Source organism: Sphingobium indicum BiD32 (assembly GCF_000382885.1).
Lineage (GTDB): Bacteria > Pseudomonadota > Alphaproteobacteria > Sphingomonadales > Sphingomonadaceae > Sphingobium > Sphingobium japonicum_C.
In genome coordinates, this window is record NZ_CAVK010000252.1 from 1 (window position 1) to 12,987 (window position 12,987).

Annotated in this window: 10 protein-coding genes and 2 pseudogenes; 7 read left to right on the forward strand and 5 right to left on the reverse strand. The window is 53.3% G+C overall.

The window, feature by feature from the left end; all coding sequences use genetic code 11:
• Both EBBID32_RS25075 and EBBID32_RS22565 read left to right on the forward strand, forming a co-directional pair.
• Positions 1-203, forward strand: a 203-nt coding sequence (locus EBBID32_RS25075; protein WP_037492505.1) for a hypothetical protein, incomplete at its 5' end; no start/stop codon positions are given.
• 16 nt (positions 204-219) lie between these two features.
• Positions 220-468, forward strand: a complete 249-nt coding sequence (locus EBBID32_RS22565; RefSeq protein WP_006967629.1) for a hypothetical protein — start codon at positions 220-222, stop codon at positions 466-468.
• A gap of 177 nt (positions 469-645) precedes the next feature.
• Here EBBID32_RS22565 and EBBID32_RS24360 read toward each other — a convergent pair whose 3' ends face one another.
• Positions 646-1,647 carry a hypothetical protein gene (locus EBBID32_RS24360; protein WP_231382288.1) on the reverse strand — a complete coding sequence of 334 codons (1,002 nt, stop codon included), beginning with the start codon at positions 1,645-1,647 and terminating at the stop codon, positions 646-648.
• A 770-nt stretch (positions 1,648-2,417) separates the two neighbouring features.
• On the opposite strand from EBBID32_RS24360, the gene EBBID32_RS23880 reads away from it, so the two are divergent.
• The 3 genes from EBBID32_RS23880 (at position 2,418) to EBBID32_RS22585 (ending at position 6,259) form a co-directional block, all read left to right on the forward strand.
• Positions 2,418-3,419, forward strand: a complete 1,002-nt coding sequence (locus EBBID32_RS23880; protein WP_081628165.1) for an NAD-dependent epimerase/dehydratase family protein — start codon at positions 2,418-2,420, stop codon at positions 3,417-3,419.
• A gap of 106 nt (positions 3,420-3,525) precedes the next feature.
• The gene (locus EBBID32_RS22580; protein ID WP_006967640.1) at positions 3,526-5,037 is read left to right on the forward strand and encodes a DUF1800 domain-containing protein; all 1,512 of its coding nucleotides are present in this window, start codon (positions 3,526-3,528) and stop codon (positions 5,035-5,037) included.
• Positions 5,038-5,047: 10 nt separating this feature from the next.
• Positions 5,048-6,259 (forward strand): DUF1501 domain-containing protein, encoded by a 1,212-nt coding sequence (locus EBBID32_RS22585; RefSeq protein ID WP_231382289.1) that lies wholly within the window; start codon positions 5,048-5,050, stop codon positions 6,257-6,259.
• Positions 6,260-6,326: 67 nt separating this feature from the next.
• Here the strand turns inward: EBBID32_RS22585 and EBBID32_RS24365 are convergent, their stop codons facing one another.
• The 4 genes from EBBID32_RS24365 to EBBID32_RS22600 all read right to left on the reverse strand — a co-directional run bounded on the left by EBBID32_RS24365 (position 6,327) and on the right by EBBID32_RS22600 (position 11,401).
• On the reverse strand, positions 6,327-7,814 hold the full coding sequence (locus EBBID32_RS24365) for a hypothetical protein (protein WP_006967642.1): 1,488 nt from the start codon (positions 7,812-7,814) through the stop codon (positions 6,327-6,329).
• Between the two features lie 186 nt (positions 7,815-8,000).
• Positions 8,001-8,954 carry a phytanoyl-CoA dioxygenase family protein gene (locus EBBID32_RS22590; RefSeq protein ID WP_006967643.1) on the reverse strand — a complete coding sequence of 318 codons (954 nt, stop codon included), beginning with the start codon at positions 8,952-8,954 and terminating at the stop codon, positions 8,001-8,003.
• 45 nt (positions 8,955-8,999) lie between these two features.
• Positions 9,000-9,776 (reverse strand): DUF5672 family protein, encoded by a 777-nt coding sequence (locus tag EBBID32_RS22595; RefSeq protein WP_006967645.1) that lies wholly within the window; start codon positions 9,774-9,776, stop codon positions 9,000-9,002.
• 2 nt (positions 9,777-9,778) lie between these two features.
• Positions 9,779-11,401: a glycosyltransferase family 2 protein gene (locus EBBID32_RS22600; protein ID WP_037492507.1), complete on the reverse strand. Its 1,623-nt coding sequence runs from the start codon at positions 11,399-11,401 to the stop codon at positions 9,779-9,781.
• 127 nt (positions 11,402-11,528) lie between these two features.
• Here EBBID32_RS22600 and EBBID32_RS22605 point away from each other — a divergent pair.
• Positions 11,529-12,123: pseudogene (locus tag EBBID32_RS22605) on the forward strand (hypothetical protein); the annotation flags it as partial.
• A pseudogene (locus EBBID32_RS22610) lies at positions 12,116-12,987 on the forward strand (nucleotidyl transferase AbiEii/AbiGii toxin family protein); the annotation flags it as partial. The pseudogenes EBBID32_RS22605 and EBBID32_RS22610, both read left to right, overlap by 8 nt.

Below are 12,987 nucleotides of genomic sequence, written 5' to 3' on the forward strand. Positions count from 1 at the left end.
GGGCGCTCGCACCGCTAACGTACAATCTGGGCATCTTCAAAAACGTCCCGCAGATCGACGTGTCAGGCAGAATCGTTTGGATCGTCCATGCGACGCTGATAGCTCCTGCGAAGCAACGCAACACACAAGCAGAGAATGATGTGATCAAGGCGGCAAGACGGCCAGCGAGATTTGGCCAGATGAATCTGCTGAAGCGGCGCTGAAGGATATAGACGCGTGATGTTCGTCAAGACCAGAGCGACGCCCGACAGCAAGGTGGGGATCACCATCATGATCCCGAACTCTGTATATAAAAGCAGCATCTGGATCTACCAAGCCTTCGTTTCCGCAAGGTCGCCGATCGTGCCCGGTTCGATGGGCGGATGCTGCGGGCTGCCGTTACCAACGACAATAGGGACATCCGACGTCCGGGCCGGCACTACCTATCGGATTTTCTGCTTCAAGGCAGTGATGCTGGAAACGTCATAGGCAGTCGACGGAGATGGCCCGCACCGAACTATTCGGATGTTGGTTTGCAGAGACAAGCAAGGACATGCGGAGGATTTCCGCGCGTATATGCCATATCTTCATATGCGTAGCGCCTGCGGTGATGCCGCGCCGCCAACTTCTGCGATTCCTACCCCCCCCCCGTGGGACACAGTTCAGTTAAACAAGTCCTATCTTCTTTTCGATCCAGTGATTTATGAACAAATATCCACTGTACTTTGAGAGGTTTGCATATTTTGCTTTCCTTCCCAGAAGGGCCGTTCCGAAGATATGGCCCTCAATAGGCGGCATATCCTCCTTGCTGAAAATTATTATGTCGCCTGCGCTGACGACTGTAAATTCTGTTGATGCTAATTCAGTCCTTGTGACCGGGCGGTCTTTGATGATCGTCGTTGATTTAGCTTCGAGAATTTCTCCGCCCTTCATATCATATAATTGAAGATATGCTGACCATGGCATCGTTAAATCGCCAAAAGCAGTGCAATTTTCAAAATCTGCATCGAAAAAGTTTAAATCTAACGCCTCCGCAACACCGGGTCTGATTGGCAGTTTTATACCTCCTTGTGGCTCATACGCTGACAACCAGTAGGACATGTCTATATCTATCGAAAACTTATCCGATATTTCTTTGACAAGATATCTATACATAAATCCAGTAGGGTGGTCAGGCGTAAGAAATAATCTATTATTTCTGAAATTATTTTCAATAAAAGAATAAATAGATATATCAACTTCATGTTTTAACTCAAAATCTCGTAGCATTTTATTAGAATTGTGCAAATTTTCTATAAAAAAATTCTTTTTATATTTCCTGTTTTTTTTATCATATAATGTAGGATACATCCATGAAACGCCGCCTAGAAAATCTCCCTTTTTTGCTTCAGGAAAGTAACCATTCCACTGCATCCATGGATAGGAGATATATTTGATGCCGTGTTTTTCGCAAAACTCCTTCAGCAACTCCGTTCTGTAATCGGCGTGCTGGATCGGCGAAAAAACGATGACATCATATCCTCGTGCTTTTCCCCAAGGAAAAGGTTTGTTGTTCCTGATTAGATCGAAGTTAATCAGGTAATCGAAATTATGACCTTCCGAAGCGAAGGATTCAAATGTGTTCTTCAACACATATGCGTGGCATCCGCCATAGAATAGAACGTTCAATATACCCTCTAATGTAAGATCATGTCTCGCCTTGCCATTCGGATTATTTATCCAAGCATCCATGAATGAAAAGGAGAAACGAAGAAACGAAACACGCGCTGGATGACCGGTATCATATATAATATTTTAGAGCTATTTATCGACCCACAGACTCTATCGTTGGGTCAAGACAATGCCAAGGATTTTTCTTTTTTTGCGGCGCGTCCTGACGGTGCATCATATGCCAAAAAAGTATCGAGATACGCTTGAAGACGCCTATTGAAAAATCTCGTTGTCGTGCATCATCCATTCACCGCGCGCATATTTTCGCGGTTCGAAATACCCTTCGGTACTGTTCAGAACTATAATCAGCTTATCCATTAAATAGTTTCTGATCAATGCTTTACAGAGGATAGCCGATCTCGGGAGCGCGCCGGAATGGTGTTGAACAACTTCACCTGCTCATATCGTGATGTCGCATCCGATCTACGCCCAAATCTAAACCGGCAATGCACCGAGCACCTTTTGATATTGGCGGGGACGGCGTTTGTCCGTACAGACGGATGGACTTGTGCGGTAAAATTTGGCAAAATCGAATCCTGTATTTTACGGAAATACAGCAAGGATGTGGAACCGGAAATCTTTGGTTCACACACAGGTGCAGTATAATGAAATTTTGAGGAGGGAGAGACGTATCTTTCGAGACCGGTCATTGTCTATTGCGTTGTAGAGGAATATCTGCCGCATTCACGCTATGGCTATAACCAAAAGTGCGGATTTGGGGATTTTTAATGCCGAGAGATGACATTAGAAAAAAAAATATCATAGTCCTTGGCGGGACTGGCTTCATCGGAATTAACCTTCTTAATCATCTTGTTCAAGATCGAAACATCAATCTTCAATGGGTCAAGAGACCAGGAACCTATTGCCCAGATATTTCCGCTCTTCCTGAACCTCATATATTAGAAGATTTCGAGAATATTGATATTTCATGGTTGAGCCAGGCCGATGTCATCATCGATCTTGTCTCGCAAGGCCGCGGACGTTCCACCCAACATCGCGACATCAATAAACGAATCAGGCCGCATCTGCGAATAATCGATGGCCTGCTCAACCATCGCAGCAACATCCATTATATTTATCTGTCGTCCGGCGGTGCCATCTACGGCAACACTGCCCTTTCGTCCCTGAACGAACAGTCTCCCTGCAATCCACAAACAGAATATGGTCTCGAGAAAATGATCATCGAGGCATCCCTTTTGTCTGCCTCGCAGAACAGCATTGACGTGTCGATCCTACGAATATCTAACGCCTATGGCCAAGGGCAAACCATAAAGCCTGGGTTCGGTGTCATTCCCACCATGATTAGCGCGCTCAAGAACGGTTCGGCGTTCACGGTCCTGGGAACAGGTGAGATGAAAAGAGATTATGTCAATGTGATTGATGTCCAGAGAGCCATTGCTGCAGCTATCCAAACAAAGGGTGCCGGGATCGTCAACATCGCAACGGGTCATGGCACGTCGATAAACCAGTTGATCGCGATGGTTGAGAAGTTGAGCGGACGGCAACTCAACAAGATTAGCGTTGAGGCCGACAGGACTGATCCCGACTTCGCCCGATTGGATGTTTCCCTCGCGAAGAATGTTCTGCAATGGCAGCCCACAATCTGCCTTGAGGACGGCATCAGCCGGATTTTACAGGATGCGGGCCTCATGTCGCCAATTGAGTATGTCAGCATCCCCGCCAAGTTGAATCAAGACGCCTTCCCGCCTGCTGGAACCGGGGCCACCTGAGCGATTCCACGTCGCAGTCGATGGAGGCGAACGCCTCGGCGCATCCGACAGCCTGCATTCATCTTCTTTATGCTGATCTCGCTGACCTTCGATGATGGAGTGCGGCATGAATCGGCTTAGTGGCGTCAAAGGCGTTGCCTCCGCCAGCCTGCTGCTATTGTCCGTTCCTACAGATGTAATCTGGGCGCAAAATGGTGCGGCCATGGATCTGCGCTGGGCAAATCGGCTAACCTGGGGCGCAACATCGCCCGTGTTTGCGGACGACAGCATCGATCTTTGGCTTTCTGGCCAGCTTGGCAAACCGTCCCGCGCCATACCGCAGCAGGCTGCTGCGCAAATTGCCGCGATGCAGATCGAAAAGACGCCGATGCCACAGTTGGCGCAGGACATGCTCGCCCGGTATCACGCATTTACGGCAATGAAGGACGTCGCGCAAAGAGAGGCGGCCAGGGTTGCGTACGAAAAAAGTATGAACGGCCTTGCTGACGAGGCACGGCGGCGTTTTGTCCTACGGGCGCTTTATGCGCCTGACCAGTTACGGGAACAGATGACCTGGTTCTGGTTCAACCATTTCAACATTTTCGCCACCAAACGCGATATAAGGGTGATGGTCGGCGACTATGAGGACGAGCTGCGAACCCGCGCACTGGGCAATTTCCGCGACCTGCTGGAAGCGACGCTGCGGCATCCCGCCATGCTGCGCTACCTCGACAACGATCTGAATTCGGTCGGCCATATCAATGAAAATTACGCCCGCGAAATCATGGAACTGCACAGCATGGGCGTAGGTGCCGGCTATACCCAGAAGGATGTGCAGGAACTGGCCCGCATCCTGACCGGCGTGGGCGTGCGCATCGGTCCCGAAAGGCCGACGATCAAACCGCAGTGGCAGCCGCTCTACATCCGGTCAGGGCTGTTCGAATTCAATCCTGCCAAGCACGACTTTGGCGACAAGCTATTCCTCGGCCATGTGATCAAGGGCAGCGGCATGGGCGAAATCGAGCAAGCGCTCGACCTGATCGCCGGGTCGCCTGCGACGGCGCGCCATATTTCCAGGCAACTGGCGATCTTCTTCATGGGCGACAATCCGCCCGCAGTCATCATAGCAAAGATGGCGCAGACATTCCAGCAGACCAAAGGCGACATGTCTCAGGTGATCCGCACCATGGTGGACGACCCCGCCTTTGCCGCGTCGCTGGGCAAGAGTTTCAAGAACCCCGTTCAATATGCCATTTCCGCGCTGCGCCTGTCTTATGGCGACCGCGTCGTCGTGGACGCCCAACCGGTGGTGCGCTGGATCGCCCACATGGGAGGCACCCTCTACGGCCGCCAGACGCCCGATGGCTATGGCATGACATCCAACGCCTGGTCGTCACCGGGGCAGATGGCAAGCCGGTTCGATATTGCGCGCCAGATCGGGGTCGGCGCGGGCGGGATATTCCGCCCTGCGGATGACACCGCCGATCAACCTGTCTTTCCCGATATCCGCGCTCGCTTCTACCATGACGGGCTGGGCAGCAAGTTTAGCGCCCAGACCCAGGCCGCATTAGCCAAGGCGGTCAACAACCGCGAATGGAACATCCTGTTCCTGTCATCCCCCGAATTCATGTATCGATAGGAGATCGTCCGTGAGCAGAGCTACTCTTAGCCGCCGGGACATAATCGCCGGCACCATGGCGATGGCACCGATGATCACCTTCGGCCGCGCGTTCGCTGCCCCCAATGCAGGCGGGCGGTTGCTCGTCATATTCCTGCGTGGCGCTTATGATGCGCTCAACATCGTCATCCCGACCTGCACCGATTTCTATTATGAGGCACGCCCCACCATCAGCCTAGCCAAGCCCGATCCCCATGATCCCAAGACGCCTGCGCAGCTGGACAGCGAGTGGAGCCTGCACCCGGCGCTTAGGCAGAGCATCCTGCCCCTCTGGCAGAAAAGGCAGATCGCTTTCATCCCCTTTGCCGGCAGCAACGATGTGAGCCGCAGTCATTTCGAAGCCCAGGACACGATCGAAATGGGGCAGCAGGTCGCTCAGCGGCGCGACTATACTTCAGGCTTCATGGCGCGCCTGGCCGGTGTGACGGAACGACAGGGGGCGTCGATCGCCTTTACCGACCAGCTGCCGCTATGCTTTCGCGGCAGCGGTAGCCCAGTCCCCAACCTGGCGCTCGTCAATGTCGGCAAGCCGGTCAATCCACGGCAGGCGCAACTGATAGAAAGCATGTATCAGAGTCACGCGGGCTTGGCCCAGTCGGTGAAGGAGGGCTTCCAGGTCCGCGACATGGCCTTTCAGATGCTGGACGAAGAAATGAAGGCCTCTGGCCGAGGCGCTGTGACGAGCAAGGGATTCCAGCTGGCGGCGCAGCGCATGGGTATGCTGATGCGGAGCCATTATAATCTGGCTTTTGTCGATGTCGGCGGTTGGGACACTCATGTCAATCAGGGCGGGCTGACCGGCACGTTGGCCGACCGTATCGGCGATTTCGGCCAGGGTCTTGTCGCCTTTGCCGGCGCGATCGGGCCGGAAGCGTGGCGCACGACGACGGTGGTTGTGGTGTCCGAATTCGGCCGAACCTTCCGCGAGAATGGTGCGAAGGGGACAGATCATGGCCATGGCAGCATCTATTGGGTGCTTGGCGGCGGCGTCGCGGGCGGGCGCATCGCGGGCGAGCAGGTTGCCCTGTCGCCCCAGACTCTCAATGAGGGACGCGACCTTCCGGTCCTGACCGACTATCGCGGTCTGATCGGCGGGTTGGCGATGCAGCAGTTCGGCCTCAATACGAGCCAAATTGGCAAGTTATTCCCCGGCGCGCCGCCGACAAATCTGCGCCTGCTGTGAGTGTACGACCTGAAGAGACAGGCCGATTGTTGAGTCTTTCATTTCAGATCACTATATTTACCGAAATTTATTCAAGAAAATGCTTCTTGAAATAACCAAAGGTGTATCCTTCTTCGTCCTCTGAAATTCTACCACCTTGGGAATAAAATCGGTCGTACATTTTTATATTCTTGATAAAAATAGATCCAAAATTACACCCCACTGTTATAAATTCGTTGTAGATTTGAAGTGTCTGATCAATCTTGTGAAACCCTTTAGACAAAGATACATTTTCAATATGTTCGTGGCTTGTTCTAATCGATAGAATAGCTTCATCTGTTCTACAAAATAATTCTATATATACGTGAAATCCATTATCTTTAGGGAACGAGAGTGGAGGATTTTGCGTAATATGGGAGCCGCCATCGAGAACTATACCTTTTCCATCGGCATATTCTATTCTTGGTTCTGGCCCGTTAAATTCCCATCCTTCTAAGCCCAACTTGAAAGAGCCGTTGAATACCACATCCCTTGGCCAGTCGATCGTCGTCCATAAGGCGAGTTCTACCCCTCTTTCACGAGTCTCCTGTGCGGCAAGGCGCATGAACTCGTCAATCTGCTCGCCACCAGTGGTTGCCCATCCTACTTCCGTATTATCGATGAAATTGAATTGATCTAGAATAAGTGGCCTTTCATTTTCGTGTAATCGTGGTGCTGCAGTACGTATGACCCATTTTAGACGTTCATTACTTTCTTCTGCGCTCAATTGATTCTCAGAAAAACCAAAAACATTCGGATGATAATATACGTATTTTTGAGTTACCCATGGATGACAAAGGGGCCAGTGAAAATGCTTTTTATATTCACCGTCATCTTCCACAAAATCGCTATCTATTCTATATTCCATGCCGATTTTGCCTAGTTCACCGTGCATAATTTTTAATATATTTGACAAAATGATACAGTCGTAAAACTGGCAAAAGTTCAGGAAGTTACTTTCATTTTCTCGTGGAATGAGGGTGTTCTCGTCAACCCAGATCCCTTGAAGTCGCAGAAACGCCTTAAAGCCTGTTACCTCGGCTAAATGGCGTCGATCTTCTATACTGCGCGACCGCCAGAATGAAAACATGGGCCAGTATGCATCTTCCCATGAAAAAAAGTATTTTATGTTTCCACCGATATTACGCTCAACATCGCTTAGAAAACGACATAATGTCGCCAGACTTGACTGGTGCAAAGAATTAGAGAAAAACTCTTCATATCGTGTGAAACTTTTTGATCCGGCGGGTCTTGCTTCCCAGAGATATGCTACACGAACATGCATATCCAATCCGGCATCCAGGCATTCCTGCACGATGGCTCTGTAATTTTCGGCACAATAACTCTGAATTGCGATTTCATTATTCTTGTCGCTGACAAATTCAGCCCAAGGCACAAGAAGGAATATTGAACTAAATCCGGTAGATTTTACGTAGTCTATTCCAGCTTTAATCGACTCTGTATCTAGGTTGCTCCAGAAATTTAAAGGAGAATTACCAAAAAAATAGTGGCATCCGACTTTGGGTTTATGTCCCATTAATTTCCCTCAATTTCTAAATATCACAAATTATTAAAATATATACCGACAGGTCCATGGGGACCCGTAACGCTCGTCGGTCGTGATGGCCAAGGCTGCGTATGATGAACTGCTGCGAACAATGACGCTATCGACCTTAATGGTCAAATATGTAGGTGTGGGTCCGGTCCTCATTGGCAATGAAGGCTAGAAGTGCTTCTTGGCACAGGCTTTCAGACGGCGGTGCCAGGACATATTCTTGTCCTCTGGGCTCGCCGGATTTTTCACCACCTGCCCCAGATATTGGTTGGGTCGCGGCTGTCCGTCGCTGATGGCGACGAGATCGCGCATGGCGAGCTTGCCGATCGCCTCATCCGAAAATGCAGGGGTATAATAGATGCAATCGTTGAAATAATAATGGGTAACCTGCGACCAGCGGGTTAGCATCGGATTATTCTGGCGACTGCCGCCATGCAGAAGGTTTGCGCACCAGATCAGTGCCTGCCCCTTTCTGGCAAGGAAGGTTTCCGGCAGCGCGCCATGGGCATCGCACAGCGCACGCCAACTGGGACCATAGGGATCCTGCGCCGATTCCAGCGCACTGCCATAGCCCTGTCGCCCTATCAGCGCATTAGTCATGATCGGCCAGTGATGCGATCCGGGATAATAAAAGAGCGGCCCAGCATCCGGGCCTATATCCTCCATCGCCAGCCATACGCCGCACATGAAACGTTCGGGCAGGCTGGAGAAGTGGACCGAGTCCGAATGGGCCTCCTGCTGCGTCCCGACCGGAAAATTCAGCGTCTGGAAGGGAAAGGCGGTGCGGCCATACAGCTTGCCCAGGAGGTCGATGACGACCTGGTTGGCGGCGATGGCGCGTACGTCCTCATCGAAAGTCCAAGCGTCCTGGATGCGGCGTTCGCCACAGGTCTTGTCGGCGCCCGGATCCGAGAAATCGACGCCATAACGTGGTCCCAGATGATGCTGGATACGGGCGATGCGATCTTCCAGCCCGATATCGGGGAAGTCGAAAACGGCATAACCCTTTTCATACAGGCTGGTGGCGATCCTCTCTTCTTCCGCATTCAGTCCCCAATCCGCCTTCAAAGCGGCGAATATAGGGGATTCGATCAGAGGCAGGCCAGGAAAGATATTGGTCAAGCGCAGCGGTCTCTTATCCAGTGGGCAATTGGTAACGAGAAAGGATCATCGTCCGACCCGATGGGCCATCTGGTCCACAAGCAGGCGCAGGGTTCGTCCTATTGATCCTCGTCCCCTGCTGACCTGCTTCAAAATGGCAGAAAAGTCATGCCGGATCGTACGCCGATCGTCGAGATCGCGATAAAGAGCCCAGAAGGCATCCACGCCGATCACGCGAGGCATGTGCCAGACGCCATGATAGCCGAAGCTGCGCGATACGTCCCCGACCCGTTCCGCCGAAAAGAGATCGGCCAGCGCGCGCGGGGCAAAGCGCATATCCTGGCTTTCCAAGCATCGCCGGTTGATCCGCCCGATCGCAACATCTTCGGGATGGTGCGGGCGAAAGGCAGGATCACGACACGCCTCCATCAGGCGCCGACTGCGCAGGGAAAAGCCGCCATTGCCGACATCATGTCCATCGGTGAACTGGGGCCAACTTGCGCCTATATAGTCATAATCGAGAAAGTCCGGGCGCCAGCATTTCGCGTTCGATACATGCCCGTCCCACTGGACGACAAGGCAGTGCGTCGTGTCGACATGATCGACCATCTGCGAAAGCAGAAAATCGGAATAGGCACGTGAGGAGGCTATGCGAGCGATCGGCACCACGGTGATCCCGGGATGGTCAGTTTTAACAGTATTGTCGGTGAACAGCTTGCAGGCAGCCACGTCAATCTGCGCCAAGCAGGTTTCCAGCGCCAGGATCGTGGCCGCGACATTGACCGAACTGGCCGCGCATAAAGTGACCTGCGGCAGAGCCAGGCGGGGCGAATGATCATGCATTATCAGAGCGCCACCGCAAATTGCTCACTCGCGCGACTGAGATGCGGATGATGATAGGGATCGCATATCTCGTCGGTATTCCAGATTCGCTTGAGCGCCGCCAGCTCTCCGGCAAAGCGCACCAGCCCGACCGGATCGCTGTCGAGGCCGCGCGATACCGATTCATGATGGATCAGCGTGGCACGCGGCTCATAGAGTGATTGCCAGCCCTGCTCGTTCAGGCGAAGGCAGAGATCGACATCGTTGAAGGCGACAGCGAAATTTCGCTCATCTAGACCGCCTACGGTCAGAAACTTGTCGCGCTCGACCACCAGGCAGGCGGCGGTCACGGCCGTGGTGAATTGCGGCAAGTTGTGGCGATGGAAATAACCCTCGCAGTCGGGCTTTAGGAAACGGTGGGCATGGCCTGCTGCATTGCCAACGCCGATCACCACGCCGGCGTGCTGGATGCGCCCATCGGGATAAAGCAGGCGCGCTCCCACTGCGCCGACCTCCGGGCGCAGCCCCTGTATTGCCAGAGTCGCGAGCCAATGTGGCTCTGTCACTTCGATATCATTGTTGAGCAGGCAGAGCAGTCGTCCCTGCGCTGTATGGGCTGCCCGATTGTTGATTGCGGAATAGTTGAACACGCCGCCATGCGGCAGCACCCTATATCGGTCCGGATCGAGCGCAGCCAGATAGGCCAGCGTCTCAGGATCGTCACTGTCATTGTCCACCACAATGACCTCTACATCAGGATAATCGGCCGATCTAACCCCATCTAGACATGTACGCAGCAGGTCCACCCGATTGCGAGTCGGTACGATGACGGAGATGGGGGGGAGGTCGGCTGCCAGATCGAGCGGTTGTGCTGGAAGAGTTGGCCTGGGGCGAGACCGACGATGGTGTAGCATCTCCCGCAAATGCAGCGGCGTCCCCGCTCCGGCTAGTTGGCGGACCAGTTGCTCCGCCCAGTCTTGCGTATCAGCCAAAGCTTCAAGGTCAGATCGGGATGCCCGCAATATGCAGGCACCCGATATATAGTCACAATGCCGAAATAGCTCGCTATTCCAGTCCGGCTTGAAATATGGTCGATGGCGACGGCGACCGATCAACAGGTCGTCATCGGCATAAATGACCCGCACCGCCGATTCTTCCATCGCCGCTCGATAGGCTGTAGCAGCACCGGGTGCGATCCTGTCACCGGGGCTGACAGGCAGCAACCATGGATGATTACACCAGTTGATCCGGTCGATTGCGGCAGCTAGCGTTAGTGTTTCGGGAGACCCGATCAGAAGGGCAGGCAGGCATTCGGCCGCCAGACTCTCCAGCGTGGCCGACAAATCCTTGGACTCATGCTCGTTCTCAAGCTGGATCAAGGCGACGATCGGATGACGTGCATCTGGTAGGCTGAACGCTCTGCGATTTCGTTCTTGCCGCGACATCCAAAGCCGATAAGCCCGTGGCGACCGGCTGAGCAGTGGCGCAAATTGGCCGCGGGCACGCACTCGCTTGCGCTTCAACCACCATTTCGTCGCGGTCAGATAAGTCCGCGGGTTAGTACGGAGGGCGTCAAAATGGACCAGCACAGTCAGCCAGACTTCGGCAATCCGCCTGATATAATAGCCTGTCGATTTCGATTGCATGCAAGCTTGGCAAATAGCGACTTCGGACTGCATGACAATGAAAATCCGTCCGATCGGACGCGAATCATACCGGCGGATGCCCGATCGCTATCCGCTATCCTCGCATAACCACGAGTTCGTGCCGATCCAGCTTCGTGACCTTCTGGGCGGCAGCGATGCCCGCAGCTATGCTCTGGTTCATAGGGCGCTGAAGGACGGTTCGTTGATCCGTCTCAAACGGGCCACCTATATGCTGGGTCGGCGAACCAGCAACGATGCCGTCCATCCCTTTGTCGTGGCGCAGGTGCTCCTTTCGGGCAGCTATATTAGCCTATCATGGCTGGATTCCGGAGGCCGTCTTCACCACAGCAAGCGTTTCGCCAGGGCGCAAGACGATCAACCATGATACGCCATCCTGTGGGCAATTCCGCTTTCACCCGCTGGCGCTCCAAGAATACCAATTCCTGACGAACGTGGATCGTGAAAAGTTCGGCAAGCTCACGGCATTTGTCGCACAGCCTTTACGGGCACTGATCGATCTTGTCGCTTTACGGAAAGAGCATTGGTCTGGTCTGGACTGGCTCACCCAGGGCATGCGGATCGACGAGGACCGGCTGCGATCGCTCAGGCGCAAGGATTCCTTCACGCTCCGGCCCGTTTACAAGCACAAGGCTGCCAACGTGTTCCTCCATTCACTCGAAGATGCCATTCTGACGACCAAAGGACGTCTGACGGATGATTGAAATTATTCAGGAGAAGCTCCGCCAGTATGGAGCGACCAACGCAGTTGAGCAAGAGAATGCGACCAAGGAAATCGTCCAGGAGATCGCTCTCTACGCGCTCTGGCGTGGAGATTTTTTCAACGTCGCTCTTTTCCAGGATGGCATTAGCCTGCGCATCCTGCACCGCCTGCCCAGACTTTCCGAATATCTCGACTTCGTGCTCCGGTCACCGAACCCCGAGTTCGACTGGGCTCCCTATCTCAAAATTCTGGTCGAGGTGTTCGCCCAGTTCAGATTGAAGCTCGATGCCCAGCCCAAGGAGAGGATGGACAAGGCGGTTCGGGAAGCGGTGCTCAAGGACGAGGCCATCGCTAGTCAGCTCGATCTGACCTTCGCAGGCACGGGACGTCGCAGGACGATCAAGATCAAGCTGGAGATTGACACCAATCCGCCGCCCGGGTCAGGCGAAGCCACCACCTTTCTCGATTTTCCTTCCGAATACGAGGTGCGACATCAGGATCTGCCTTCCAACTTCGCGCTGAAAATCCATGCGCTGCTTTGTCGGGGCTATCTGAAGGGCAGGGATTGGTATGACTTCTCCCCTGGTATGTCTCGAACGGGGTGTCTCCCAATCTGATGCATCTCGAGGCCGCCCTCATCCAGGCAGGCCCATGGGCGGGGCAGGAAGGTCTCAAGATCGACATGGCATGGCTGGAGGATACGCTTGGAAACAGTATAGCCGCCATCGACTGGAAGGCTGCCGCTGATGATGTCAGGCGCTTCCTGCGCCCGGCGGAAGCGAAATCGCTGGAATTATGGAGTGATCGTTTCTTCGTGGCAAAACTTCAGAAGATGGCCTGGGGATTGTTGAGTTGCACTGAGAAG

Excerpts from the sequence above, each read along its gene's own strand:
- EBBID32_RS23880 (WP_081628165.1), top strand. The coding sequence starts at position 2,418 with ATGCCGAGAGATGACATTAGAAAAAAAAATATCATAGTCCTTGGCGGG.
- EBBID32_RS22595 (WP_006967645.1), bottom strand. The coding sequence starts at position 9,776 with ATGCATGATCATTCGCCCCGCCTGGCTCTGCCGCAGGTCACTTTATGC.
- EBBID32_RS22600 (WP_037492507.1), bottom strand. The coding sequence starts at position 11,401 with ATGCAATCGAAATCGACAGGCTATTATATCAGGCGGATTGCCGAAGTC.
- EBBID32_RS22565 (WP_006967629.1), top strand. The coding sequence starts at position 220 with ATGTTCGTCAAGACCAGAGCGACGCCCGACAGCAAGGTGGGGATCACC.
- EBBID32_RS22580 (WP_006967640.1), top strand. The coding sequence starts at position 3,526 with ATGAATCGGCTTAGTGGCGTCAAAGGCGTTGCCTCCGCCAGCCTGCTG.
- EBBID32_RS24365 (WP_006967642.1), bottom strand. The coding sequence starts at position 7,814 with ATGGGACATAAACCCAAAGTCGGATGCCACTATTTTTTTGGTAATTCT.